This window comes from Pseudomonas sp. 2FG, assembly GCF_005502935.1.
GTDB lineage: Bacteria > Pseudomonadota > Gammaproteobacteria > Pseudomonadales > Pseudomonadaceae > Aquipseudomonas.
In genome coordinates this window covers 19,198-43,567 of sequence record NZ_SCMP01000001.1, presented here as the reverse complement: position 1 = coordinate 43,567, position 24,370 = coordinate 19,198, and the positions used below count along the sequence as shown (strand labels likewise).

The following is a 24,370-nucleotide window of genomic DNA, read 5'->3' as shown; positions in this document are numbered from 1 at the left end:
TCAACCCTCCCGGTTTTCGAAGTCGATGCGCGGATCGACCAGGGTGTAGGTGATGTCGCCGATCAGTTTCACGATCAGTCCCAGCAAGGTGAAGATGAAGAGGGTGCCGAATACCACCGGATAGTCGCGGTTCAGCGCCGACTCGAAGCTCAAGAGGCCGAGGCCGTCGAGGGAGAAGATCACCTCGATCAGCAGCGAACCGGTGAAAAACATGCCGAGAAAGGCCGAGGGGAAGCCGGCGATGATCAGCAGCATGGCATTGCGGAACACATGGCCGTAGAGTACGCGGCGCTCGGAGAGGCCCTTGGCGCGGGCGGTAACCACATACTGCTTGTTGATCTCGTCGAGGAAGCAGTTCTTGGTCAGCAGGGTGAGGGTGGCGAAGTTGCCGATCACCAAAGCGGTTACCGGCAGCACCAGGTGCCAGAAATAGTCGAGGATTTTGCCGCCGAGGCTGAGTTCGTCGAAGTTGTTCGAGGTCAGCCCCCTGAGCGGGAACCAGTCGAAATAGCTGCCGCCGGCGAATAGCACGATCAACAGGATGGCAAACAGGAAGGCCGGGACCGCATAACCGACGATGATCGCCGAGCTGGTCCAGACGTCGAAGCTGCTGCCGTGGTGGGTGGCCTTGGCGATCCCCAGCGGGATGGACACCAGGTACATGATCAGGGTGCTCCACAGCCCGATGGAGATGGACACCGGCATCTTCTCGATGATCAGGTCGGTGACCTTGGCATCGCGGAAGAAGCTCTCACCGAAGTCCAGTTGCGCGTAGCTTTTTAGCATCAGCCAGAAACGCTCGGGGGCCGGTTTATCGAAGCCGTACATGCGCTCGATCTCATGCACCAGTTCGGGGTCCAGGCCCTGAGCGCCGCGATAGTTGGCGCCGGCTACGGCCACTTCCGCGCCGCCGCCAGCGATGCGGCTGGTGGCGCCTTCGAACCCCTCGAGCTTGGCGATCATCTGCTCCACCGGGCCGCCGGGCGCGGCCTGGATGATGATGAAGTTGATCAGCAGGATGCCAAACAGGGTGGGAATGATCAGTAGCAGCCGGCGCAGAATATAGGCGAGCATTTATTCGGCTTCCTCGGGCGCTGGTTGGGGCTGCGCTTGCGACTGTGGCGGGCCAGGATCGGCTGTTTCGCTGCTTTGCCACCAGGTCATCAGGCCGTAGTCGTAGCGGGGCGTGGTGGCTGGGCGGCCAAACTTATTCCAGTGGGCGACACGCCAGGTATCGACGTAGTAGTTGGGTATCACGTAGTGGCCCCACAGCAACACGCGATCCAAGGCGCGCGTGTGCTTGATCAGGCTCTGCCGGGAGTCGGCACGGATGACCCCCTCGACCAGTTGGTCGATCGCCGGATCGCGCAGACCGATGAAGTTGCGGCTGCCGGGGCTGTCGGCGCTGCTGGAGTGCCAGAATTCGCGCTGTTCGTTGCCCGGCGAGTTGGACTGCCCCCAGGTGGCGTTGGTCATGTCGAAGTCGCGTGAGCGCAGGCGGTTGACGAACTGCGAGGCGTCGACCCGGCGGATCTGCATGTCGATGCCCAGTTCGGCCAGGTTGCGCATGAACGGCAGCAGGATGCGCTCCATGTTGGTCTGGTAGAGCATGAACTCGAATGTCAGCGGTTTGCCGTCCGGGCCGACCATCTTGTCATTTTCGATGCGGTAGCCGGCGTCCAGCAGCAGTTGATAGGCCTTACGCTTCTGTTCCCGAATGATGCCGTCGCCAGTGTTGACCGGCGGCTGGTAGACCTGGCTGAAGACTTCCGGCGGAATCTGCGCGCGCAAGGGTTCGAGAATCTTCAGCTCTTCGGCGTCCGGCAGGGCATGGGCGGCCATTTCCGAGTTTTCGAAGTAACTGCTGTTGCGTTTGTAGGAGCCGAAGAACAGCTGTTTATTCGACCACTCGAAGTCGAACAGCAGGCCGATCGCTTCGCGCACGCGGCGATCCTGGAACAGCGGCCGGCGGATATTGAAGGCAAAGGCCTGCATGCCCACCGAGTTGTGGTTGGCAATGTCTTCTTTGATGATGCGGCCGTCGCGCAGGGCTGGGCTGTCGTAACCGGTCGCCCAGTCCTTGGCGGAATACTCCAGATTCATGTCGAACTGACCGGCCTTGAAGGCCTCCAGGGCCACGGACGTGTCGCGGTAGTAGTCGACGACTATGGCGTCGAAGTTGTAATAGCCACGGTTGACCGGTAGATCCTTGCCCCACCAGTCTTTCACCCGTTCGAAGCGGAGGGTGCGCCCCGCGGCAACGGAGGTAATCCGGTAAGGTCCGCTGCCGAGTGGTGGTTCGAGATTGGACTTGGAGAAGTCGCGGGTGACCCACCAATGTTTAGGCAAGATCTGCAGCTGGCCAAGAATCAGCGGCAGTTCACGGTTACCGGCATGCTTGAAGTCGAAGCGCACGCGCCGCGGGCTTTCGGCGACCACCTTGGCGACGTCCGCATAGTAATTGCGGTACTGCGGGTCGCCGTTCTTGAGTAGGGTCTCAAAGGTAAAGATCACATCCTCGGCCGTGACCGGGGTGCCATCGTTGAAGCGGGCTTTCGGGTGCAGATAGAAGCGCACATGGCTGCCATCTGCCGCCTTCTCGATTTTTTCGGCGAGCAGACCGTACTCGGTAAAGGGCTCGTCCGGTGAGTGATAGGTCAGGCTGTCGTAGATCAGGCCGAGCTGATCCGCCGCAACCCCCTTGGGGATGAAGGCGTTGAGGCTGTCGAAGCCACCGTTACCGGCGAGTCGCAGGGTGCCGCCTTTCGTTGCCTCCGGGTTTACATAAGCGAAGTGCTTGAAGTCGGCCGGGTACTTGGCCGGCTCGTCATACAGGGTAATGGCATGTTTCGGCGCCGCCTGGCCGAGGCTGGCCAGGCTCAAGAGCAGGACGCCGCTGCTATGCAGCAGGGTGCGCAAAGTGCTCGTCATTGGGCGTTCTCCGTAGGCTTCAGCCACCAGGCGCGCAAACCCAAGGTGTAGGGCGGCGTGGTGACGAAGGCGAACCGGTTGCGGTACGCCAGGCGATGATAGTTGAGGTACCAATTGGGAATGCTGTAGTGCTGCGAGAGCAGGACGCGATCCAGGGCACGAGCAGCCGCCACCTGTTCGTCGCGGGACTGCGCGGCCAGCAGTTGCTCGAGCATGCTGTCGATTACCGGGTGGGCGACACCGGCGTAGTTTTTGCTGCCTTTGACACCGACCTGGCTGGAATGGAAATACTGCCATTGCTCCAGGCCGGGGCTGAGGGTTTGCGCCAGGGTCATCAGAATCATGTCGAAATCGAATTGGTCCAGGCGCTGTTTGTACTGGGCGCGATCCACGGTGCGCAGATTGGCCTGAATGCCAATGCTGGCGAGGTTCTCGGTATAGGGCTGGAGGATGCGCTCAAGGTTCGGGTTGACCAGCAAAATCTCAAAGCGCAGTGGTTCACCACGACTGTTCAGCAGGCGTTGCCCGGAGGGTTTCCAGCCGGCTTCGGCTAATAGACCCAGCGCGCGGCGCAGGGTTTCCCGCGGGATGCCGCGCCCATCGGTTTGCGGCACGCTGAAGGGCTCGGTAAACAGGCTTGCGGGCAATTGCTTGCGGTAGGGCGAGAGCAGCAGCCATTCGCGCCCCTCGGGTTTGCCGACAGCGGCGAACTCGCTGTTCGGGTAGTAGCTCTTGGCGCGTGTGTAGGCGTCGTTGAACAGCGTGCGGTTGGTCCACTCGAAATCGAACATCAAGCCCATGGCCTCACGTACCTTGCCCTCGGCAAAGGTGGCGCGGCGACTGTTCATGAACAGCCCCTGGGTCTGTGTCGGGATTTGATGGGGGATCTCGGCGCGGATCACCTCACCGCGCATGACGGCGGGGAAACGGTAGCCGTTGGCCCAGTTTTTTGCCTGGTGCTCGATGTAGAAATCGAATTCGCCGGCCTTGAAGGCCTCGAACGCGACATCGCTGTCCCGGTAGAACTCCACCTCGACCCGGTCAAAATTGTACTTGCCGCGGTTGGCCGGCAACTTCTCACCCCACCAGTCTTTCACCCGTTCGAACAGCAGTTGGCGACCGGGTAGCACTTTGGTGATTTTGTACGGTCCGCTACCCAGTGGCGGTTCGAAGGTGGTGGCTTTGAAGTCTCGGTCTTTCCAGTAGTGCTGCGGTAATACCGGTAGCTCGCCGAGGCGCAGGATCAGCAGGGGATTACCGGCCCGTTTGAAGACGAAGCGGATGCGCTGACGGCCGAGGATATCGACCCGCTGCACTTCCTGCAGCTTGGTGCGGTACTGCGGATGCCCCTCCTTGAGTAGCCGGCGGTAGGAGAACGCGACGTCGTAGGCGGTGATCTGCTTGCCGTCATGAAAGCGCGCTTCAGGACGCAGGTTGAACACTACCCAGCTGCGATCCTCGCTGTATTCCACCGACTGGGCAATCAAGCCATAACTGGAGGCTGGTTCATCACCGGAGGGGTCGTATTGCCCGGTGCCGGCCATCAACGGTTCGTTCAACTCCGTCACCCCATACTGCTGGAAATTGGGCGTGGACGATGGGCTGCTGCCCTTGAACGTGTAGGAGTTGAGCGTATCGAAGGTGCCGAAGGCCATTACCCGGATGGTGCCGGCTTTGGGCGCATCTGGGTTGACCCAGTCGAAATGGGTAAAACTGGCGGGATACTTGAGTGCACCGAACTGGGCATAACCGTGGCTTTCGCTGAGGGTTGCGAAAGCGGGAAAGCTCGTGGCCAGACTGAGGAACAGCAAGAGGAGGGGACGCATCAGGCGAGGGATCCGATCCGTGGCGGCTTTGGGCTTCTTGGTAGGTACAGTAACAGCTTGTATCCGCAGGAAAAAGAGTAAGCCCCGCGGCAGGGGAAATGGGCACTAAGGCGACAGTGGATTGCGCCGTTGCTGGCGGGGCCGCGGCAGATCAGCGAGCTGTATGCCGACAGTCGGGTTTCCGGGCGAGCGCCCAAACATGAGCAGTTCATGGCTTTTCAGCGGGCCACTCGGCTGACTGGGCGCTGCCTGGAGGCGCTGAGTCAGCGTTAGCGGCCGCTGAGATAGAGGGTAATAGTCTGGCCGGGTGTGAGCTCGTGACTGGTGCGGGGGTTCCAGGTTCTCAGGTGTTGCATCTCAACTTTGAAGCGTTTGGCGATCAGGTACATCGAGTCGCCTTTCTGCACCTTGTAGTAGGTGATCGCTTCACGCCCTTTGCTTGCAGGCCCTTTGCTGGTGCTAGGCGTCGCCGCTTTGTTGCCTTGCAACGCGAGCGTCTGTCCGGCCTTCAGTCCGTTGGCGGAGAGCGTGTTCCAGCGCTGCAGGTCTTTGACCTCGACATTGTTGGCTTTGGCGATTTGCCACAGGTTGTCGCCGTTCTTGACGCGGTAGCTGCGCGGCGCTTCTTCGCGGCGGGCGCTGTTCTGGAATAGCGGTTGTGTAGGTTTCACCCCTGGTTGTGCGGGAATACTGAGAACCTGGCCGACGCGCAGGTGATTGCCCGGCAACTGGTTAATCTCCTTGAGGGTGTTCACCGTCAGGTGATAGCGGTTGGCGATGCCATGCAGGCTGTCGCCGGTGCGCACCCGGTATTCCTGCCAGTCCACCAGCTCTTGCGGTTTCATCATGGACAGGTTGGCGGCCAGCAGTTCGGCTTTTTCCGTGGGCACCAGCAGTTGTTGTGGGCCATCCAGGGTGATGCGCTTCTTGAAGGCTGGGTTGAGCTGGTACAGCTCATCCTCGTCGACATCGGCCATGGCGGCGACGCGTGACAGATCCATGCGTTGCTTGATCTCGACCACCTCGAAATACGGCTCGTTGGCGATCGGGTCGAGGTCGATGCCGTAAGCGTCGGGCGCCATGACCAGCTGTGACAAGGCCAGCAGCTTGGGCACGTAGTCCTGGGTTTCCTTGGGCAGTGGCAGGTTCCAGTAGTCGGTCGGCAGGCCGAGTCTCTGGTTGCGCTCAATGGCCCGGCTGACGGTGCCTTCGCCGGCGTTATAGGCGGCGAGGGCAAGTAGCCAATCGCCGTTAAACATCTCATGTAGGCGCGAGAGGTAATTCATCGCCGCGTTGGTCGAGGCGGTGATGTCGCGGCGGCCGTCGTACCAACTGGTCTGCTGCAGGTTGAAGTGGCGGCCGGTGGACGGGATGAACTGCCAGAGGCCGGCAGCATCGCTGCGCGAATAGGCGAAGGGGTTGTAAGAGCTTTCGATGACCGGCAGCAAGGCCAGTTCGAGCGGCATGTTGCGCTCTTCCAGGCGTTCGACCACATAGTGGATATACAGGCTGCCCCGGCCGCTGGCGCTTTCAAGGTAGGAGGGCTTGCTGGCGAACCACAGGCGCTGCTGCTCGATGCGCGGGTTGATGCCGATCTCGTCCTGTAGCTTGAAGCCGGCGCGCATCCGATCCCAGATGTCCTGGGGTTTTTCAGGTTCAGGCGTGTCCGTCAGCCATTGCGAATGTGGTTGCGGTTGCAGCTCGACCGCCAGATCGGTGTCGCGGCCGGGGTCATCATCGCGGCTACTGCCCAGGTTCTGACAGCCGGCGAGGGCCGCCGCGCAGACCACCACAAGCGTTCGTGCGGCCCGTGCCAATGCGTCTAAATCGAGAGTCTTGCGCGCTGATGACGACATTGGCTAGGAGGTTATTCCAGGCGAAAAGGTCGGGCGATTCTAGGAAGGGTACTCAAGGTGGTCAAGTTTTAACCGGCTCGCGGGTCCGTAGCCAAAGGCCTTAAAACTGATCCTTCCAGGCCCGCAGGCTAGCGAAGACCGCGCTCGGTGTCCGGTTTCTGGCGCCGTCCCGCTCGTCGGCTTTCGCTATGACGCTGGTTTCGCTACTGCGTAAAAAGGGATTGGTCGCCCGCTCCAAGGCCAGATTGGAAGGCAGGCTGATGCGCCCGGCAGCCCGCCAGGCGCTGACTTCGGCCAGGCGTTGGGCGATGCTGAGGTTCTCCGGCTCTACCGCCTGGGCGAAGCGCAGGTTGCTGAGGGTGTATTCGTGGGTGCAGTAGACCTGTGTGTCATCCGGCAGGGCGGCCAGGCGGCTGAGGGAGTGGTACATCTGCTCGGGCGTGCCCTCGAACAAGCGGCCGCAACCCGCGGCAAACAAGGTGTCGCCACAGAACAACCAGGGTCGCTGCGGGTCGGCATGGTAGTAGGCGATATGCCCGAGGGTATGCCCCGGGACCTCCAATACCCGAAACTGGCGGCCGAGCACCTCGACCTGATCGCCCTCACGCAGGGCGACATCGCGGGCCGGGATATTTTCCTGGGCGGGGCCTAACACCCGTGCGCCCGTCACGGCTTTGAGCTGTTCGACGCCGCCGACGTGGTCAAAGTGATGGTGGGTGACCAGAATATCGCTGAGCTGCCAGCCCGGGTGCGCGGCCAGCCAGGCCAGCACCGGGGCCGCGTCACCAGGGTCGACCACCGCGCAACGCTGTTTGGCAGTGTCTTGTAACAACCACAGGTAGTTGTCGTTGAAAGCAGGGAGGGCGTCGATCTGTATCATGGTCTGAATCGCTAAGCTGAGCATATTGGCGCATCTTAGGCTGCAATTGTCTCGCCAAGCGTTTTTTGTTCAGCCACGCAAGCAAGGCTTATTGACGGAGAGGCTCTTATGACCGATCAGGCTTTCGCTCAGGCCGACCCCGAGTGGCTCGCGCTGATCAGTGCCGCGCGTGGCTGGTTTGCCGGGCCGCTGGGCCAGCTCTTGCTGGAAGAAGAGCGGCGCTTACTGGAAGACGAACTGGCCCGCTTCTTCGGCGGTTATTTGGTGCATTACGGGCCATCGGCCGAGCTGCCGCCGGGCGCCAAGCAGATTCAGCGCAGTGTGCGTCTGGGCGCACCGTTGCCGGGGGTCGAGATCGTTTGTGAGGAGCAGGCCTGGCCGCTTACCGAGTCCGCGGCGGATGTGGTGCTGTTGCAGCATGGCCTGGACTTTTGCCTGTCGCCCCACGGGTTGCTTCGTGAAGCGGCGCGCAGCGTGCGCCCGGGCGGGCACCTGCTGATCATCGGCATCAATCCGTGGAGCAGTTGGGGCTTGCGCCATGTGTTCGCCCGCGATGCCTTGCGTGAGGCGCGTTGCATCGCGCCGACGCGAGTCAGTGACTGGTTGCACCTGCTCGGCTTTGCGCTGGAGAAACGCCGCTTCGGGTGCTATCGTCCGCCGCTTGCTTCGAGTGCCTGGCAATCGCGTCTGGGCCATTTGGAGACTTGGGGCCGTGCCTGGCAAACGCCTTGCGCAGGCTTCTATCTATTGGTGGCGCGCAAGCTGGTGATCGGCTTGCGGCCACTGCGTAAGGCCCAGCGAGTACCCATAGGTAAGCTGGTGCCAATGCCGGTGGCCAAGGTCAGCCGGCGTGATTCTGAAAAGTGACACCTGAGCAGTAAGACTAATGAGCGAACAGATCGAGATTTTCACCGACGGCGCCTGTAAAGGTAATCCCGGTCCTGGTGGTTGGGGCGCATTGCTGGTTTTTAAGGGCGTGGAAAAAGAATTGTGGGGCGGTGAAGCCGAGACCACCAATAATCGCATGGAGCTGACCGCGGCAATCCGCGCGCTGGCAGAGCTCAAACGCCCGTGCGATGTGCGTTTGGTCACCGACTCAGAGTATGTGATGAAGGGCATGAAGGAGTGGCTGCCGAACTGGAAGAAGCGCGGCTGGAAAACCGCGGCCAGGCAACCGGTGAAGAACGCCGACCTTTGGCAACAACTGGATGAACAGGTCAACCGCCATCAAGTCACCTGGAAGTGGGTGCGCGGGCATACTGGCCATCACGGCAACGAGCGCGCCGATCAATTGGCCAACCGTGGTGTGGACGAAGTAAGAGGCATCAAGCATGCGTAGTGTCGTACTCGATACCGAAACCACCGGTATGCCGGTCACCGACGGCCACCGGATCATTGAGATCGGTTGCGTCGAGTTGATCGGCCGGCGCCTGACCGGGCGGCATTTCCATGTGTATTTGCAGCCGGATCGGGAAAGTGATGAGGGCGCCATCGCGGTGCACGGCATCACCAATGAGTTTCTCGCCGACAAGCCACGTTTCCGTGAGGTGGCGCAAGAGTTCTTCGAGTTCATCAAAGACGCGCAGCTGATCATCCATAACGCGGCGTTCGACATCGGCTTTATCAACAACGAATTTGCCCTGCTCGGCCAGCAGGAGCGCGCCGACATCACCGAGCATTGCTCGGTGCTCGACACCCTGCTGATGGCCCGCGAGCGCCATCCGGGGCAGCGCAACAACCTCGATGCCTTGTGCAAGCGCTACGGGGTCGACAACTCCGGGCGTGAGCTGCACGGCGCCTTGCTCGACGCCGAGATTCTCGCCGACGTCTACCTGAACATGACGGGTGGCCAGACCAGCCTGTCCCTGGCCGGCAATGCTTCGGACGGCCATGGCGCCAGCGGCGGGAGTCAGGCCAGTGAAATTCGTCGCTTGCCGGTGGATCGTCAGCCTACGCGGGTGATCCGCGCCAGTGCCGAAGAGTTGGCCGCACATGCCGCACGGCTAGCGATTATCGAAAAGGCCGCCGGCGCTCCGCCGCTCTGGGTGCAGATGGAACAGCCGAAAATCGAAGCCTGATGCTGGCGTCGACTTATCGGCGTGCGATCTTTTCGCACAGCGTGAAGCAGTGGGGTTATGTCCAATCGGGCGAGCCCCAGGTTCTGTAACAGAGCCTAAGCTGAGGGCATAGGCGGACCTGGCTCCGCCACTCTTAGGGCGCTGCGGCAATGTATAAAGACCTAAAATTCCCCGTCCTTATCGTGCACCGTGACATCAAGGCCGACACCGTGGCCGGTGATCGGGTGCGCGAGATCGCTCGCGAGCTGGAGCTGGAAGGTTTCACCATCATCGCCACCGGCAGTTCGGCCGAAGGGCGCATCGTCGCGTCGACCCACCATGGCTTGGCCTGCATCCTGGTCGCTGCCGAAGGCGCGGGCGAGAACCAGCGCCTGCTGCACGATGTGATCGAGCTGATCCGGGTGGCGCGGGTGCGCGCGCCGCAACTGCCGATCTTCGCCTTGGGTGAGCAGGTGACCATCGAGAACGCGCCGGCCGAAGCCATGGCCGATCTCAATCAGCTGCGTGGTCTGCTCTATCTGTTCGAGGACACCGTGCCTTTTCTCGCCCGCCAGGTGGCCCGCGCGGCGCGCAATTATCTGGACGGCCTGTTGCCGCCGTTCTTCAAGGCGCTGGTGCAGCACACGGCAGAGTCCAACTATTCCTGGCACACCCCCGGCCACGGCGGTGGTGTGGCCTATCGCAAGAGTCCGGTGGGGCAGGCCTTCCACCAGTTCTTCGGCGAGAACACCTTGCGCTCCGACCTCTCGGTGTCGGTGCCGGAGCTTGGCTCGCTGCTCGATCACACCGGCCCCTTGGCGGAAGCCGAGGCCCGCGCGGCGCGTAACTTTGGTGCCGATCACACCTACTTCGTGATCAACGGCACCTCGACGGCGAACAAGATCGTCTGGCATTCGATGGTCGGGCGCGACGATCTGGTGCTGGTGGATCGCAACTGCCACAAGTCGGTTCTGCACTCGATCATCATGACCGGCGCGATCCCGCTCTATCTGACGCCTGCGCGCAACGAGCTGGGCATCATCGGGCCAATTCCGCTGAGCGAGTTCACCCGCGAGTCGATCCAAGCCAAGATCGACGCCAGCCCGCTGGCCAAGGGGCGGGCGCCCAAGGTCAAGTTAGCGGTGGTGACCAACTCGACCTACGACGGCCTGTGCTACAACGCCGAGCTGATCAAGCAGACCCTCGGCGACAGCGTCGAGGTGCTGCATTTCGATGAGGCCTGGTACGCCTACGCCGCCTTCCATGAGTTCTACGCCGGTCGCTATGGCATGGGCACCTCGCGTGAGGACAACGGCCCCCTGGTGTTCAGCACCCACTCGACCCACAAGCTGCTCGCCGCCTTCAGCCAGGCCTCGATGATCCATGTGCAGGACGGCGGCATCCGGCAGCTGGATCGCGATCGCTTCAATGAGGCCTTCATGATGCACATCTCGACCTCGCCGCAGTACGGCATCATCGCCTCGCTGGACGTGGCCTCGGCGATGATGGAGGGCCCGGCCGGGCGTTCGCTGATCCAGGAAACCTTCGACGAGGCGCTGAGCTTCCGCCGCGCCCTGGCCAATCTGCGGCAGAACCTCACGGCGGACGACTGGTGGTTCAGCATCTGGCAGCCGCCGTTGGCGGAAGGCATCGATCATGTGGCCACCGGCGACTGGCTGCTCGAGCCGCAAGCCGATTGGCATGGCTTCGGGGAGGTGGCGGATGACTACGTGCTGCTCGATCCGATCAAGGTCACCTTGGTGACGCCAGGCCTGACCGCCGGCGGGGGGCTCAGCGAGCGCGGTATTCCCGCGGCGGTGGTCAGCAAGTTCCTCTGGGAGCGTGGGCTGGTGGTGGAAAAGACCGGTCTGTATTCCTTCCTGGTGCTGTTCTCCATGGGCATCACCAAGGGCAAGTGGAGCACGCTGCTCACCGAGTTGCTGGAGTTCAAGCGGCATTACGACGCCAATCTGTCGTTGCTGGAGGCTTTGCCTTCCATCGCCAAGGCCGATGCGCGCTACAACGGCATGGGCCTGCGCGATCTGTGCGACGCGCTGCATGCGTGCTACCGCGACAACGCTACCGCCAAGGCGCTGAAACGCATGTACACCGTGCTGCCGGAAATCGCCATGAAACCGGCGGATGCCTACAACCAACTGGTGCGCGGTGAGGTCGAGGCGGTGCCGATCGACCAGTTGCAAGGGCGGATTGCCGCGGTGATGTTGGTGCCTTATCCGCCGGGTATTCCGCTGATCATGCCGGGCGAGCGCTTTACCCAGGCGACGCGCTCGATCATCGATTACCTGGAATTCGCGCGGACCTTCGATTGCAGCTTCCCGGGCTTCGTTGCCGACGTGCATGGCCTACAGCATCAGGACAGCCCGAGCGGGCGCTGCTATACCGTGGATTGCATCAAGGAGTAACTCAGGCGGGGCGGAGTAAGGCTCTAGGGGCCGACATCAGGCTGCATCGACTCACAGCCAGTGGCTAACGGCCCACCAGCCGAGCAGGCTCATGACGATGGTGTAAGGCAGCGCCATCCACGCCATGCGCCCGTAAGACAAGCGCACCAGCGGTGCGATCGACGAGGTCAGCAGGAACAGGAAGGCCGCCTGGCCATTCGGCGTGGCCACGCTCGGCAGGTTGGTACCGGTGTTGATCGCGACGCTCAGCACCTCGAAGTGCTCACGGCTCATCTTGCCGGCGAGGAAGGCCTGCTTCACTTCGGTGATGTAGATGGTGGCGACGAAGACGTTGTCGCTGATCGCCGAAAGCAGCCCGTTAGCGATAAACAACATGCCCGGTTGCTGCTCTGCCGGTAGCGCCAGTACTGCGTGAATGATCGGGGTGAACAGCTGTTGCTGGTGAATCACCGCCACCACCGCGAAAAACACCACCAACAGGGCGGTAAAGGGCAGGGCGTCCTGAAAGGCTCTGCCGATCTGGTGCTCATCGGTGATTCCGCTAAAGGCGGTAATCAACACTATGACCAGCAGGCCGATGAGGCCAACCTCGGCCACATGAAAGGCCAAACAGAGAATCAGGATCAGTGCCGCCAGCGCTTGCACGGTCAGCGCGGCTCGATTGGCGCTGGTGCGGCGTTCGCTCTCCTCCGCGGCATAGTCGGCCAGCACCTTGCGTACACTTGTCGGTAGCTGGGCGCCGTAGCCGAACCAGGAGAGTTTTTCCAGCAGTACACAGGTCAGCAGTCCGGCGGCGAGTACCGGCATGGAGACCGGCGCGACTGCGCGGAAGAAACTCACGAAGTTCCAGCCGACCTCGTGGCCGATCAGCAGGTTCTGCGGCTCGCCGACTAGGGTGCAGACCCCACCCAGCGCCGTGCCGACCGCGCCGTGCATCAACAGGCTGCGCAGAAAAGCGCGGAACTGCTCCAGATCCTCGCGATGCAACTCGACCACGTCTTGATCGGAGCTGTAACTCGCCTCGTCGCGTGGGCTCTTGCCCGAGGCCACGCGGTGATAAACCGAGAAGAAGCCGACACTGACGCTGATAATCACCGCGATGACGGTCAGGGCGTCGAGAAAGGCCGAGAGAAAAGCCGCCAGCAGACAAAACAGCAGCGCCAACAGCGGCTTGGAGCGCACCCCCAGCAGCAGGCGGGAGAACGCCAGCAGCAGCAGGTCTTTCATGAAATAGATGCCCGCAACCATAAACATCAGCAGCAGAATCACCGGAAAGTTGTGCACCAGCTCCTTATACAGCACCTCCGGATTGGCCAGATCGAGCAGCAGGGCTTCCAGCACCAGCAAGCCGCCAGGCTGGAGTGGATAGCACTTGAGCGCCATGCCCAGGGTGAAGATGAATTCGCCGACCAGTAACCAGCCGGCAGCGGCGGGACCGAGGCTCCACAGCGCCAGTGGGTTGATGAGCAGAAAAAACACGATGCACTGCTTATACCAACGCGGTGAGTGGCCGAGGAAGTTTTGCCGGAAGGCGGAGGCTATCGACTTAGACATCGACTGATCCTTGTACGGAAGTGGGCGCTGATTGCTGGCGGGAATCTAAACAGATCAATAGTTTAACTCGGCTACTCAAAAGTGTTTTGAAGTCTGGCTGCGTGTCCTGCGTCACAGAGGCCGGCATCGACATTTATGGCACGCTTGTTATAGTTGGGCGGTTTTAGCCATAACAATATTTTTATGCGCGCCCGCGCCGTCTGTGCCGAGGATGACTGTCGTGTCCGACTACAAAGCTTTTCGTGTCGAGTTGGCAGATAAGATCGCCCATGTGGTGATTAATCGCCCGGAAAAGATCAACGCCATGAACGCCGACTTCTGGACGGAGATCATCGAGATCTTCCGCTGGATCGATGTGACCGACGAAGTTCGGGTGGTGGTGCTGTCGGGGGCCGGCAAGCATTTCTCCTCCGGTATCGACCTGATGCTGTTGGCTCAGGCTGGTAGCCAGTTGGGCAAAGACGTCGGTCGCAACGCAGAAGCGCTGCGGCGCAAGATTCTCGAGTTGCAGGCCTCGTTCAATGCCGTGGATGCCTGCCGCAAACCGGTGCTGGCGGCTATTCAAGGTTATTGCCTGGGTGGCGCCATCGACCTGATTTCGGCGTGCGACATGCGCTATGCGACGGTTGATGCGCAGTTCTCGATCAAGGAAATCGACATGGGGATGGCCGCCGATGTCGGCACCCTGCAGCGCCTGCCGCGGATCATTGGTGACGGCATGATGCGCGAACTGGCCTTTACCGGGCGTACCATTGGCGGTGAGGAGGCGCGCAGCATTGGCCTGGTCAATCGCACCTTTGCCGATCCGGCGGCACTCCTCGACGGGGTGTTGGCCATCGCCCACGAGATTGCCGGCAAGTCGCCGATCGCCATCCGCGGCACCAAGAAGATGATTGACTATATGCGCGACCACCGGGTCGACGATGGCCTGGAGTACATCGCGACCTGGAACGCCGCGATGTTGCAATCCGCTGATTTACGTGTGGCAATGACCGCGCATATGAGCAAGCAAAAGCCGGAGTTCGCCGACTGATGCAGCACCAGCAACTGTTTTCATCATCGGCGCGGGAGGCGCACTAGGCCATGGTTTCTGGAGCCACGTCCCTTAGTCTGGTGCGCGACGAATTGTTCGCCACCATGGAAGAAGCCGAGCTGAGTCTCGAGCGGTTTATTGCGGAGCGGCACAACGGCAGCCTTTTGCAGCAGGCCGTCGAATACCTGCAGCAAGTGCGCGGCACGCTCAATTTGATTGAGCTGGCCGGTGCCGAGTTACTGGCACAGGAGGTGCTGCAACAGGCGACCGACATTCCCGCCGGCGCGGGTGAAGAGCGTGATGTGCAGTTGTCGGCGTTAAGTAATGCGCTGCATGTGCTGCGCCGCTATCTGGAAAACGTCGAGATCCATCGCCAAGAGCTGCCGGAGCTGCTGCTGCCGGCGATCAACGATCTGCGTCAGGCCGGCGCCCAGCCAGCCTTGCCGGAGAGCTTTTTCTTCAGCGCGCGGCTCGACCAGGTGCGCCCGCAGACTACCGCTCCGGCCCCCGATGCTGTGGCGCAAAACGCAGAAGCTCGACGTCTGCGGCATATGTATCAAATCGGTTTGCTCGGCTTCATTCGTGAACAAAACCAGCAGGCTAGCCTGAGGCTCATGGGTCGCGCCCTGAGTCGCCTGGATAACCTGTTTGCCGGTGAAGCCCGTGGGCGCCTGTGCTGGATTGGTGCCGCCGCGCTGGAAGCGCAGGTCGATGGCCAACTGTTGCCGCGTAAGTCGCGCAAGCAGCTGTTTGCGCGGATCGATCGCGAACTCAAGCTACTGCTTGGCAATGCTCAGTACGAAGCGCCGCGCAGCCTGCTCAAGGAACTGCTTTACCTAGTGGCGCTGGCCGATAGCCGCGGCCCGCTGGCGACCCAGATGTGCGAGATATTCGGGTTGACGGCGCTGCCGTTCACCGATCAGTTACTGGAGGAGGAATACCAGCGTCTGGCTGGCCCGGGTCGGGCGGTGATGCGTTCGCTGTCTTCGGCGATTCGTGAGGAGCTGACCAGTGTCAAAGACCTGCTCGACCTGATCGAACGCGGCACCGTAGACAGTGAACGGCTGAGTAATCTGCATGCGCTGCTGGGCAAACTGGCGAAGACCCTCGGCATGGTCGGCTTGAGTTCTGCTGGCGCGACTCTTGGCAGCCAGCTGCAAGTGGTCGCCGGCTGGACTGAAGCCACTCCGGCAGAGCCGCAGATGCTGCTCAAGTTGGCCGATGCGGTGCTCTATGTGGAAAGCATGGTCGCCAGCCTGGAGCGCGGCGAGGGGCGTGACAGCCGCCTACTCGAGGCGCAGCCCGGCGACGAGGCGACCTCCTTTGCCCAGCATCAGCTTACCGAGGCGCGCATCGTGGTGGTCGACGAGGCTCAGGCAGGCTTGGCATTGGCCAAGCGGGCGATCACTTCTTATCTCGAATCGAATGGCGACAAGCTGCACTTGGCCAATGTGCCGTTCAGCCTGCAGGCAGTGCGCGGTGGGCTGTGGTTCCTAAATCAGGAGCGCGCGGCACTCCTGGTCGGGGCCTGTGGCGAGTACATCCAGAAGCAGATGCTCGAGACCCCGCAGATGCCGTCCGAGCAGATGTTGGAAACCCTGGCCGATGCCCTGACCAGCTTGGAATACTACCTGGAAGGCGGTGCGGTGCTGCGCCCGGAGACCAGTCCCAGTGTGCTGGATCTGGCCGCCGACAGCGTGCGCGCTTTGGGCCTGCCGGTGGCAGCCTGATGAGTCGGCGCTGGCAGCCTGCGGTACTAGACCCCCAGCAAACCGGCGGTTGGGCCCTGGCGCATTATCGGCAGAATTTTCTAGCCGACAGTAACGGGGTGTTGTTCCCTCGCGATTGGCTCAAGCGCCAGGATCTGCCGATCAGCGATGAGCAGGGCCTCGGCTATTTCGATGGCGAGCCGATCTATCTGCTCGATTTCGACCAGGCAACGGACGTGTCCGGTTGTGCCTGGCAAGGGCTGCGGCAGTTCCTGCTGCAGGCCGATTTCGACACGTTCAGGCTGCTTGGATTTGCCGCCCAGGTCGCGACTTGGGCCGATCAGTACCGTTTCTGCGGCAGTTGCGGTGCTCGCATGCAGCGCTCGGCCACTGAGCGGGCGATGTACTGCCCGAGCTGCGAGCAGCAGCATTACCCGCGTCTCTCGCCGAGCATGATCGTGCTGGTGACGCGCGGGGATGAGATCCTGTTGGCGCGCTCTCCGCGTTATGTCCCGGGCATCTACAGCACCCTGGCGGGTTTCGTCGAGCCGGGGGAGTCGGTCGAGCACTGCGTGACGCGCGAGGTTCGCGAGGAAGTCGGGCTGGAAATTCAGAATCTGCAGTATCTGGGCAGCCAGGGCTGGCCGTTTCCACATTCGCTGATGCTGGGTTACCACGCCGAATATGCCGGTGGCGAGATCGTCATGCAGCCCGACGAGATCGAGGATGCGCGTTGGTTTAGGCTGGATAATCTGCCGCCCCTGCCGGCCGCGCGCTCGATTGCGCGTTACCTGATCGACCTCTATGTGGCACGCCGCCTAGGCCATGCCGAACCAGTGTTGCCAGGCTAGCCGCGCAGTCAAGGCCAACACCACCAGAATGAAGACCGGGCGGATAAACTTCGATCCGCCCTTGATGGCCGTGCGCGCCCCGAGAAAGGCTCCGGCCATCAAGGCGATGCCCATGCTGATGCCGAGCAACCAGGCAACCTGCCCCGAGACGATAAATACCGCCAGCGCCGCGGCATTGCTGACGAAGTTCATGCTGCGCGCCACGCCGCTGGCGCGTAGCAGGTCGAGCGGGTAGAGCAGTAGGCTGCTGACCGTCCAGAAGGCGCCGGTGCCGGGCCCGGCAACACCATCGTAAAAGCCCAGGCCCAGACCCTGTAACCACTGACGGCCTGTGGCGATGGGTGCATCCGGGTTAAGCGGGGCGGCTGGCGTGCGGCCGAACAGCAGATAAAGCCCGCAAGCGAAGACCACTGCCGGCAGCATCTGATTCAGCCAGGCGGCTGGCAGCCAATGGGCCAAACCGGCGCCGAGCAGGGCGCCAATCGCGGTGCCGATCAGCGCGTTACGCCATTGCCGGGGAGCGAACAACTTGCGGCGGTAGAAGGTGTAGCTGGCGGTAGCCGAACCAAAGGTGGCGCACAGCTTGTTGGTGCCGAGCACCAGATGCGGTGGCAGCCCGGCGGTGAGTAGTGCTGGAATGGTCAGCAGGCCGCCGCCGCCGGCAATGGCGTCGATAAAACCGGCTAAAAAAGCCACGGCGGCAAGAATCGTCAGGGTGGCGGGGTCAACCACGAGCTCGAAAGGAAAGGGCATAAAGAGTCGACTAGTGTCCGATTGTGCAGCGAGCTGGCTGTTCGGCTGCGGGGTTGCTGCGCATAATGCCGGCTATTTCAGGCGGAAGGAATTGGGCTTATGCAGTACGACGGTTTGGCTTGGGGCATAGCGCTGCTGGCATTGCTGGCCGTGTTGGTCGCTGCGCGCATCCTGTTCAATCGGCATTGGTTTCTCGGCTGGTTTCTCGGCTGGTTGCGCGGCACCTTTGGCTTGGCTGTTCTGGCGTTAGCGGGGCTGGTCGGGCTGGTCGCCTATGATTTGCTCGGTTACACACCGCTGCCCGAAGGCAAGCCGCTGGTGACCCTGAGCTTTCAGGCGGACGGCCCGCAACGCTATCGCGTCAACCTGCTGGAGGGCGCAGAGGAGCGCACTGTGCCCCTGGAAGGCGATCTCTGGCAGCTGGATGCGCGGATGTTTCAATGGAAAGGCTTGGCGGCGCTGATCGGCTTGCAACCGGGTTACCGTCTGGAAACACTCTCCGGCCGTTTCCTCGCTATCGAACAGCAGGAACTGGCCCAGCATGCGCAGGCAACCTTGGCACAGAGCCCGTATGGCGTCGATCTCTGGCGCTGGCTGCGGCTGGGGCAGCACGATCTCTTTCTGTTCAAGCCGCAGGCATTGCGGGTGACTTACCTGCCGATGGCGGATGGCGCCGTGTATGCCGTCAGCCTGTCGCCGACGGGCTTGCTGGCGCAGCCGCTGAATCAGGCGGCGGATCAGGCGTTGAAAGACTGGCAATAACCGGATTGGTTTTGCACATTGTAAAAAAAAGGGACCTTAAGGTCCCTTTTTCGATGGTTGCGATCACTCAGAACCTCTTCAATATCTGCTGCGCTTGACCATGCTGCGTTGAAAACAGGCTCGGACTGCTCATTTACCACTCGTAAACTCCGCTTCCTCGCCTGTTTTCGCCTTGCCTGACCTGCGCTCGCGACGATCTTGAACAGGTTCTCAGGAGAGGAAGCCGCCATCCACGTTCAGCGCCACGCCGGTGGTGTAGCTGGACGCATCGCTGGCCAGGTACAGCACGGTGCCGGCCATTTCGCTGGGGTCTGCCACGCGCTTGAGCGGAATCTGCTGCAGTGCGGTATTCAGGATCGCGTCGTTCTTCACCAGCGCCGAGGCGAACTTGGTGTCGGTCAGGCCGGGCAGCAGCGCGTTGCAGCGGATGCCGAACTGCGCGCATTCCTTGGCGAAGACCTTGGTCATATTGATCACCGCGGCTTTCGTCACGGAGTAGATGCCCTGGAACATTCCCGGCGAAACGCCGTTGATCGAGGCCACGTTGATGATGCTGCCTTTGCCGTTCTCACGCATCAGCTTGCCGGCTTCGATAGACATGAAGAAGTAGCCGCGGATGTTCACATCCACGGTCTTCTGGAAGGCCGACAGGTCGGTGTCCAAGACATTGCAGAACTGCGGGTTGGTGGCGGCGTTGTTGACCAGGATGTCCAGGCGACCGAACTGCTCGCGGATTTGCGCGAACACGCTCTGAATCTGTTCCATCTCGCCGATATGGCAGGCAATAGCCGTGGCTTTGCCGCCAGCCGCGATGATCGCGTCGGCCACAGCCTGGCAGCCTTCGATCTTGCGGCTGGAGACGATCACATGGGCGCCTTGCTGCGCCAGCAGTTTGGCGATGGCTTCACCGATGCCGCGGCTGGCACCCGAGACGAAGGCGATTTTGCCGTCGAGGTCGAACAGTGTGGTCTTGGACATGGGGTTCCCCTTGTTATGAAGCGAGAGCTATGGGCCGAGAGTTCTAAGCCGGATTACAGCGTCGATTTGTCGATGACTTGCAGGCTCATGTGCTCCAGCAGTTTGTTCATCTGAATGAACTGTGCGAAGCGTTTGTCCTGGGTTTGGCCGTGGAAGAACCGGTAGTAAATCTGCTGCACTATGCCGGCCAGGCGGAACAGGCCGTAGCTGTAGTAGAAGTCGAAATTCTTGATCTCGATGCCCGCGCGCTCGGCGTAGTAGTCGACGAATTCCTGGCGGGTCAGCATGCCTGGCGCATTGCTCGGCTGGCGGCGCATCAGCTGCACCGGCGGCGGGTCATTGGCTTCGATCCAGTAGGCCAGGGTGTTGCCCAGATCCATCAGCGGGTCGCCGATAGTGGTCAGCTCCCAGTCCAACACGCCGATGATGTTCATCGGGTTGGCCGGGTCGAGGATGACGTTGTCGAAGCGATAGTCGTTATGCACGATGCTCGACTTGCGATGGTCGGCCGGCATCTTGTCCTGCAGCCAGGCTCTGGTGGTTGCCCAGGTCGGCGCGTCGGGGGTCAGGGCCTTCTCGTAGCGGTCGCTCCAGCCGCCGATCTGGCGCCGTACATAGCCTTCAGGCTTGCCCAGGTCGCCGAGGCCGCAGGCGTGGTAGTCGACGTTGTGCAGGTCGACGAATTTGTCGATGAAGCTTTTGCACAGGGCGCGGGTCTTGTCGGCATCGAAGTTCAGCTCAGCCGGCATGTCCGAGCGCAGGATGATGCCGTTGACCCGCTCCATCACATAGAACTCGGCGCCAATCACCGACTCGTCGGTGCAGTGCACATAGGCTTTCGGGCAGTAGGGGAAACCGGCGTTGAGCTGGTTGAGAATGCGGTACTCGCGGCCCATGTCGTGCGCCGATTTGGCTTTATGGCCAAAGGGTGGACGCCGCAGGACGAACTCCTGATTCGGGTATTCGAGCAGGTAAGTCAGGTTTGAGGCACCGCCGGGGAACTGGCTGATGCGTGGCTCGCCAGTCAGGCCGGGAATATGCGCCTTGAGGTACTGGTCAATGATGGCGGAGTCGAGCTCTTCGCCATTGCGGATGCGGGTGGACTGGTCAGTAAGCGCCATGCTTATCCCTTCTACTTATGATGGGGGCCTTCGACTATTGGTTAATCTAATGCCGCTAGCGATGCGTCACAAGCTACGAGGTCCCTTATTGGCGAGCGTGTTGCCAGTTAATCAGCCTGCCTGATTGCTGTTTGAAGGCGGATTCGCGGCGAAAAAAAACCGGAGTCCCAAGACTCCGGTTTTTATCGTGCCGCACCAGCTTAGATGCTTAGACCGGGAACAGCTCGCCCAGCTTCATCGCCAGCATCATGTCGCCTTCGGCGCGCAGTTTGCCGCCCATGAATGCCTGCATGCCGTCGGTTTCGCCGCTGGTGATGCCTTGCAGGGTTTCGGTGTTCATGATCAGGGTCACGTTGGCGTTGGCCGATTCACCTTGGCTCAGCTCGCAAGCGCCATCCTTGACGGTCAGGAAGAAATTCTCGCCATCCTCGATTTTGAAGCCGAATACCAGGTCCAGGCCAGCAGCGGCGGCGGAGTTGAACTTGGATTGCATGGTTTGGGCGATGTCAGCAACTGTGGTCATGGTTCGATCCTTTATAGTTTTCAGGTTTTTCTCGCGGCCTTGCGGGCCACAGTGGGCCGGAACTCAGCGGAAGGTGATGAGTTCCGGCGCCTTCAACAGTTGCAGATGCACATGGCTGTTGAAGGAAGCCAGGGCCACCTCGCGACCGCGGAACTTCAGGCGGTTGAGAGAGGTGTTGACGATTTGCCAGTTAAGCTCGAAGGCCTTGTCGGAAGGCACTCCAGTAATCAGCCGCAGCAGCGCGGTGATGGTGCCGCCGGAGGTGAACACGCCAACGTTATCCTTGCTGGAAGCTTGTTCGAGAATGCGTTCGAGGCCCGCCTGCACGTTGTCGACGAAGCCTTGCCAGCTTTCCAGGCCCGGCTGGTCATGCTCGCCGGAGATCCAGCGACCGATCAGGCGTGCGAACAGGCGCTGAAATTCGGCGCGGTTCTGCGCAGCATTCCGTAATACATGCAGGGCTTCGGGTTCTTCTGGAAGCAAGTCCGGGAGCAGGGCGCGGATCACCGCGTCGGCATCGAATTCGTTGAAGGCGGTGTCCGTTTCGATTTCCGGCACGGCCAGGCCAGCGGCGCTGAACTGGGCGAGGGCGGCCTTGGCGGTATGCTGCTGGCGGAGCAGATTGCCACTCAGGCAACGATCGAAGCGCACGCCGAGCTCGACCAGGTGCTTGCCCAATATTTCGGCCTGGCGAATGCCAATCTCAGAGAGCACATCATAGTCGGCCGCGCCGAACGAGGCTTGGCCATGGCGAATCAGGTAAATGCTGCCCACGTCAGCGTCATCCTGCTACGGTGAAAGTTTCGCGAGGGTATGAGGATAGATTGGGCCTGTCAACGAAAAAACATACGCTTGTTTGAATTGCGTGGCGCTGGTTTACGTCTGTTTGCTGCCACTAAGCTTGCGCATGCTCGCCGCTGGTCGGCGATAGGCAGCGTCGGTATGCTTGGTTGACATGAATGCCGCCCAAAGCCGGGCGGTCGCAAGGAAACTTGAGGGGGAACGCGTGGAGTTTTTAGCCGAGTACGCTGGTTTTCTGGCCAAGACGGTAACGCTGGTTGTGGCCATTGTGGTGGTGTTGGTGGCGATTGCCGTCCTGCGCGGCAAGGGTCGCAGGCACGGTGGTCAACTGGATGTACATAAACTCAATGACTTCTATAAGGCGCTGCATGAGCGTTTGCAGCAGTCGGTGTTGGATAAGGAGCAACTGAAGGCCATTCGCAAAGCAGAGGCTAAGGCTGCCAAGCTGGGCAAAAAAGTTGGCAAGCACAAGCCGCGCGTCTTCGTGCTGGACTTCGATGGTGATATCAGGGCTTCGGCTACCGAGCACCTGCGCCATGAAGTAACCGCGCTGTTGAGCCTGGCGACGGCGCAGGATGAAGTGGTACTGCGCCTGGAGAGCGGTGGTGGCATGGTGCACAGCTACGGCTTGGCCTCTTCGCAACTGGCGCGTATCCGTCAGGCTGGGGTTCCGCTGACGGTCTGTGTGGACAAGGTCGCTGCCAGCGGCGGTTACATGATGGCCTGCATCGGCGACAAAATTATCTCTTCACCCTTTGCCATCCTCGGTTCCATCGGCGTGGTGGCCCAGTTGCCGAACGTCCATCGCTTGCTGAAAAAGCACGAAATCGATTTCGAAGTGCTCACCGCCGGTGAGTACAAGCGCACGCTGACGGTGTTTGGCGAGAACACTGAGAAGGGTCGCGAGAAGTTTCAGGAAGACCTGGAGATCACTCACGAGCTGTTTAAGAACTTCGTTGCCCGTTACCGCCCGCAACTGACCATCGCTGAGGTCGCCACCGGCGAGATCTGGCTTGGCCAGGCTGCGCTAGGCAAGCAACTGGTCGACGAGCTGAAGACCAGCGATGAGTACCTCGCCGAGCGCGCCAAAGTGGCCGAGGTGTTCCAACTGCACTACGCGCAGAAGAAAAGCCTGCAGGAGCGTGTCGGCCTGGCGGCCAGTGTCGCGCTCGATCGGTTGCTGCTGAGCTGGTGGAGCCGGCTCCAGCAGCAGCGGTTTTGGTGATCATGCTGCGGCTAATAGGTGCCGGCTACTTGGGTTTCTAGTAAGGAGAGCGGGATGAGCAAATTCAAGGCGTTACTGGTCAGCGAAGGCGCGGCCGGTGCGTTCGAGCAGAAGCTGGTCGAGCGCGACACCTCCGAGCTGCCGCCCGGCGAGTTGTTGATCCGCGTGCAGTACTCTTCGCTCAATTACAAAGATGCCCTCTCCGCCAGCGGTAACCGCGGTGTGACCCGCAACTACCCGCATACGCCAGGCATCGATGCGGCGGGCGTGGTGGCTGAGTCGAGCGTGGCCGAGTTCGCTAGTGGCGATGAAGTGATAGTCACCGGTTACGATCTGGGGATGAATACCGCGGGTGGTTTTGCTCAGTACATTCGGGTACCGGCGGCCTGGGCGATCAAGCGTCCGCAAGGCCTATCGCTGCGTGAGGCGATGGTGTTGGGAACGGCTGGCCTGACTGCTGCTCTGTGTATCGACAAGCTGGAGCAGGCTGGATTGAACCCTGACGCCGGTCCGGTTCTGGTCACCGGTGCTACTGGTGGCGTCGGTAGCCTGGCCGTCGCGCTGTTGTCGAACCTCGGCTATAAGGTCGCCGCCTCTACCGGCAAGGCCGGGCAAGGCGAGTTTCTCAAAGGCCTTGGCGCCCAGCAGATAGTCGAGCGCAGCGAGCTGCAGGCAGGCACGGACAAACCGATGCTCAAAGAGCAGTGGGCCGGGGCGGTGGATACCGTTGGCGGCGATATCCTGTTTAACGTGGTCAAGTCCCTGCAATACGGTGCCAGTGTGGCGTGCTGCGGGCTGACTGCCGGCGTCGCGTTCAAGGGCAGTGTGTTGCCGTTTATTCTGCGCGGGGTCAATCTGCTGGGTGTTGACTCGGTCGAGTTGCCGCTGCTGGTCAAGGCCGCCATGTGGGACAGGCTATCCGTGCAGTGGAAATTGGATAATCTCGGCGCACTGGCGCATGAAGTGGGTCTTGAGCAGCTACCGGAAGCGCTTCGGCAGATTCTCGCGGGTAAGCTGGTAGGCCGCGTGCTGGTAAGCCTCGGCTGAGTTGCTGGCGCCATTAGAAGCCAATAAGCCCCGCAGCAGT

21 protein-coding genes and 1 pseudogene are annotated in these 24,370 nt (G+C 61.2%); 11 read left to right on the top strand and 11 right to left on the bottom strand.

All coding sequences use genetic code 11. The annotated features are described in order from the left end of the window. Genes FFS13_RS00195 through FFS13_RS00185 form a run of 3 tightly spaced genes read right to left on the bottom strand, consistent with a single transcriptional unit; the run spans position 1 to position 4,757 of the window. Positions 1 to 1,074: a microcin C ABC transporter permease YejB gene (locus tag FFS13_RS00195; protein WP_137817120.1), complete on the bottom strand. Its 1,074-nt coding sequence runs from the start codon at positions 1,072 to 1,074 to the stop codon at positions 1 to 3. Beyond that, on the bottom strand, positions 1,075 to 2,931 hold the full coding sequence (locus tag FFS13_RS00190; protein WP_137817119.1) for an extracellular solute-binding protein: 1,857 nt from the start codon (positions 2,929 to 2,931) through the stop codon (positions 1,075 to 1,077). After that, on the bottom strand, positions 2,928 to 4,757 hold the full coding sequence (locus FFS13_RS00185) for an extracellular solute-binding protein (protein WP_137817118.1): 1,830 nt from the start codon (positions 4,755 to 4,757) through the stop codon (positions 2,928 to 2,930). The genes FFS13_RS00190 and FFS13_RS00185 overlap by 4 nt, the downstream gene beginning before the upstream one ends. Before the next feature lie 117 nt (positions 4,758 to 4,874). Between FFS13_RS00185 and FFS13_RS19920 the strand changes: the two are divergent. Then, positions 4,875 to 5,030, top strand: a pseudogene (locus tag FFS13_RS19920) (histidine kinase); the annotation flags it as partial. Here FFS13_RS19920 and FFS13_RS00175 read toward each other — a convergent pair. Both FFS13_RS00175 and gloB read right to left on the bottom strand, forming a co-directional pair. Beyond that, a complete protein-coding gene (locus FFS13_RS00175) occupies positions 5,027 to 6,613 on the bottom strand; it encodes a lytic transglycosylase domain-containing protein (protein WP_137817117.1) in 1,587 nt (528 codons plus the stop codon). The pseudogene FFS13_RS19920 and the gene FFS13_RS00175 overlap by 4 nt on opposite strands. 100 nt (positions 6,614 to 6,713) lie before the next feature. Then, positions 6,714 to 7,493, bottom strand: coding sequence for a hydroxyacylglutathione hydrolase (gene gloB / locus FFS13_RS00170; protein ID WP_137817116.1), 780 nt, complete (start codon positions 7,491 to 7,493; stop codon positions 6,714 to 6,716). 108 nt (positions 7,494 to 7,601) lie between these two features. Here gloB and FFS13_RS00165 point away from each other — a divergent pair, with 108 nt between their 5' ends. The 4 genes from FFS13_RS00165 (at position 7,602) to FFS13_RS00150 (ending at position 11,973) form a co-directional block, all read left to right on the top strand. Then, positions 7,602 to 8,360: a methyltransferase domain-containing protein gene (locus FFS13_RS00165; RefSeq protein WP_137817115.1), complete on the top strand. Its 759-nt coding sequence runs from the start codon at positions 7,602 to 7,604 to the stop codon at positions 8,358 to 8,360. Between the two features lie 19 nt (positions 8,361 to 8,379). Further along, a complete protein-coding gene (rnhA, locus tag FFS13_RS00160) occupies positions 8,380 to 8,832 on the top strand; it encodes a ribonuclease HI (RefSeq protein WP_137817114.1) in 453 nt (150 codons plus the stop codon). Next, positions 8,825 to 9,571 (top strand): DNA polymerase III subunit epsilon, encoded by a 747-nt coding sequence (dnaQ, locus tag FFS13_RS00155; RefSeq protein WP_137817113.1) that lies wholly within the window; start codon positions 8,825 to 8,827, stop codon positions 9,569 to 9,571. Before rnhA ends, dnaQ begins: the two co-directional genes overlap by 8 nt. Positions 9,572 to 9,720: 149 nt before the next feature. Next, on the top strand, positions 9,721 to 11,973 hold the full coding sequence (locus FFS13_RS00150) for an arginine/lysine/ornithine decarboxylase (protein WP_137817112.1): 2,253 nt from the start codon (positions 9,721 to 9,723) through the stop codon (positions 11,971 to 11,973). A 51-nt stretch (positions 11,974 to 12,024) separates the two neighbouring features. Here FFS13_RS00150 and nhaB read toward each other — a convergent pair whose 3' ends face one another. Continuing rightward, positions 12,025 to 13,527, bottom strand: a complete 1,503-nt coding sequence (gene nhaB, locus FFS13_RS00145; protein ID WP_137817111.1) for a sodium/proton antiporter NhaB — start codon at positions 13,525 to 13,527, stop codon at positions 12,025 to 12,027. A gap of 220 nt (positions 13,528 to 13,747) precedes the next feature. On the opposite strand from nhaB, the gene FFS13_RS00140 reads away from it, so the two are divergent. Genes FFS13_RS00140 through nudC form a run of 3 tightly spaced genes read left to right on the top strand, consistent with a single transcriptional unit; the run spans position 13,748 to position 17,120 of the window. Further along, a complete protein-coding gene (locus tag FFS13_RS00140) occupies positions 13,748 to 14,560 on the top strand; it encodes a crotonase/enoyl-CoA hydratase family protein (protein WP_137817110.1) in 813 nt (270 codons plus the stop codon). 50 nt (positions 14,561 to 14,610) lie between these two features. Next, positions 14,611 to 16,290 (top strand): ferrous iron transporter B, encoded by a 1,680-nt coding sequence (locus tag FFS13_RS00135; protein ID WP_137817109.1) that lies wholly within the window; start codon positions 14,611 to 14,613, stop codon positions 16,288 to 16,290. Next, on the top strand, positions 16,290 to 17,120 hold the full coding sequence (gene nudC / locus FFS13_RS00130) for an NAD(+) diphosphatase (RefSeq protein WP_137817108.1): 831 nt from the start codon (positions 16,290 to 16,292) through the stop codon (positions 17,118 to 17,120). Before FFS13_RS00135 ends, nudC begins: the two co-directional genes overlap by 1 nt. Here the strand turns inward: nudC and FFS13_RS00125 are convergent. Beyond that, a complete protein-coding gene (locus tag FFS13_RS00125; protein WP_137817107.1) occupies positions 17,088 to 17,873 on the bottom strand; it encodes a TSUP family transporter in 786 nt (261 codons plus the stop codon). The two genes, nudC and FFS13_RS00125, sit on opposite strands and share 33 nt — an antisense overlap. A gap of 99 nt (positions 17,874 to 17,972) precedes the next feature. Between FFS13_RS00125 and FFS13_RS00120 the strand changes: the two genes are divergently transcribed. After that, on the top strand, positions 17,973 to 18,635 hold the full coding sequence (locus tag FFS13_RS00120) for a hypothetical protein (RefSeq protein ID WP_137817106.1): 663 nt from the start codon (positions 17,973 to 17,975) through the stop codon (positions 18,633 to 18,635). A gap of 210 nt (positions 18,636 to 18,845) precedes the next feature. Here FFS13_RS00120 and FFS13_RS00115 read toward each other — a convergent pair whose 3' ends face one another. The 4 genes from FFS13_RS00115 to FFS13_RS00100 form a co-directional block, all read right to left on the bottom strand. After that, positions 18,846 to 19,613 (bottom strand): SDR family oxidoreductase, encoded by a 768-nt coding sequence (locus FFS13_RS00115; RefSeq protein ID WP_137817105.1) that lies wholly within the window; start codon positions 19,611 to 19,613, stop codon positions 18,846 to 18,848. A gap of 53 nt (positions 19,614 to 19,666) precedes the next feature. After that, positions 19,667 to 20,734, bottom strand: coding sequence for a phosphotransferase family protein (locus tag FFS13_RS00110; RefSeq protein ID WP_137817104.1), 1,068 nt, complete (start codon positions 20,732 to 20,734; stop codon positions 19,667 to 19,669). A 208-nt stretch (positions 20,735 to 20,942) separates the two neighbouring features. Continuing rightward, positions 20,943 to 21,257, bottom strand: coding sequence for an SCP2 sterol-binding domain-containing protein (locus FFS13_RS00105; RefSeq protein WP_137817103.1), 315 nt, complete (start codon positions 21,255 to 21,257; stop codon positions 20,943 to 20,945). Between the two features lie 63 nt (positions 21,258 to 21,320). Continuing rightward, complete coding sequence (locus FFS13_RS00100; RefSeq protein WP_137817102.1) at positions 21,321 to 22,031, bottom strand: histidine phosphatase family protein; 711 nt, start codon at positions 22,029 to 22,031, stop codon at positions 21,321 to 21,323. Between the two features lie 232 nt (positions 22,032 to 22,263). Here FFS13_RS00100 and sohB point away from each other — a divergent pair, with 232 nt between their 5' ends. Continuing rightward, the gene (gene sohB, locus FFS13_RS00095; RefSeq protein ID WP_137817101.1) at positions 22,264 to 23,283 is read left to right on the top strand and encodes a protease SohB; all 1,020 of its coding nucleotides are present in this window, start codon (positions 22,264 to 22,266) and stop codon (positions 23,281 to 23,283) included. A 54-nt stretch (positions 23,284 to 23,337) separates the two neighbouring features. After that, positions 23,338 to 24,330, top strand: coding sequence for a YhdH/YhfP family quinone oxidoreductase (locus tag FFS13_RS00090; protein ID WP_137817100.1), 993 nt, complete (start codon positions 23,338 to 23,340; stop codon positions 24,328 to 24,330). Positions 24,331 to 24,370: the final 40 nt, after the last annotated feature.

What these genes read in the sequence shown, in the direction of transcription:
- FFS13_RS00115 (WP_137817105.1), bottom strand. Translation starts at nt 19,613, where the DNA reads ATGTCCAAGACCACACTGTTCGACCTCGACGGCAAAATCGCCTTCGTC.
- FFS13_RS00110 (WP_137817104.1), bottom strand. Translation starts at nt 20,734, where the DNA reads ATGGCGCTTACTGACCAGTCCACCCGCATCCGCAATGGCGAAGAGCTC.
- FFS13_RS00090 (WP_137817100.1), top strand. Translation starts at nt 23,338, where the DNA reads ATGAGCAAATTCAAGGCGTTACTGGTCAGCGAAGGCGCGGCCGGTGCG.
- rnhA (WP_137817114.1), top strand. Translation starts at nt 8,380, where the DNA reads ATGAGCGAACAGATCGAGATTTTCACCGACGGCGCCTGTAAAGGTAAT.
- FFS13_RS00105 (WP_137817103.1), bottom strand. Translation starts at nt 21,257, where the DNA reads ATGACCACAGTTGCTGACATCGCCCAAACCATGCAATCCAAGTTCAAC.
- FFS13_RS00125 (WP_137817107.1), bottom strand. Translation starts at nt 17,873, where the DNA reads ATGCCCTTTCCTTTCGAGCTCGTGGTTGACCCCGCCACCCTGACGATT.
- FFS13_RS00195 (WP_137817120.1), bottom strand. Translation starts at nt 1,074, where the DNA reads ATGCTCGCCTATATTCTGCGCCGGCTGCTACTGATCATTCCCACCCTG.
- FFS13_RS00165 (WP_137817115.1), top strand. Translation starts at nt 7,602, where the DNA reads ATGACCGATCAGGCTTTCGCTCAGGCCGACCCCGAGTGGCTCGCGCTG.
- FFS13_RS00135 (WP_137817109.1), top strand. Translation starts at nt 14,611, where the DNA reads ATGGTTTCTGGAGCCACGTCCCTTAGTCTGGTGCGCGACGAATTGTTC.
- FFS13_RS00120 (WP_137817106.1), top strand. Translation starts at nt 17,973, where the DNA reads ATGCAGTACGACGGTTTGGCTTGGGGCATAGCGCTGCTGGCATTGCTG.
- nudC (WP_137817108.1), top strand. Translation starts at nt 16,290, where the DNA reads ATGAGTCGGCGCTGGCAGCCTGCGGTACTAGACCCCCAGCAAACCGGC.
- nhaB (WP_137817111.1), bottom strand. Translation starts at nt 13,527, where the DNA reads ATGTCTAAGTCGATAGCCTCCGCCTTCCGGCAAAACTTCCTCGGCCAC.
- gloB (WP_137817116.1), bottom strand. Translation starts at nt 7,493, where the DNA reads ATGATACAGATCGACGCCCTCCCTGCTTTCAACGACAACTACCTGTGG.
- FFS13_RS00150 (WP_137817112.1), top strand. Translation starts at nt 9,721, where the DNA reads ATGTATAAAGACCTAAAATTCCCCGTCCTTATCGTGCACCGTGACATC.
- dnaQ (WP_137817113.1), top strand. Translation starts at nt 8,825, where the DNA reads ATGCGTAGTGTCGTACTCGATACCGAAACCACCGGTATGCCGGTCACC.
- FFS13_RS00190 (WP_137817119.1), bottom strand. Translation starts at nt 2,931, where the DNA reads ATGACGAGCACTTTGCGCACCCTGCTGCATAGCAGCGGCGTCCTGCTC.
- FFS13_RS00185 (WP_137817118.1), bottom strand. Translation starts at nt 4,757, where the DNA reads ATGCGTCCCCTCCTCTTGCTGTTCCTCAGTCTGGCCACGAGCTTTCCC.
- FFS13_RS00175 (WP_137817117.1), bottom strand. Translation starts at nt 6,613, where the DNA reads ATGTCGTCATCAGCGCGCAAGACTCTCGATTTAGACGCATTGGCACGG.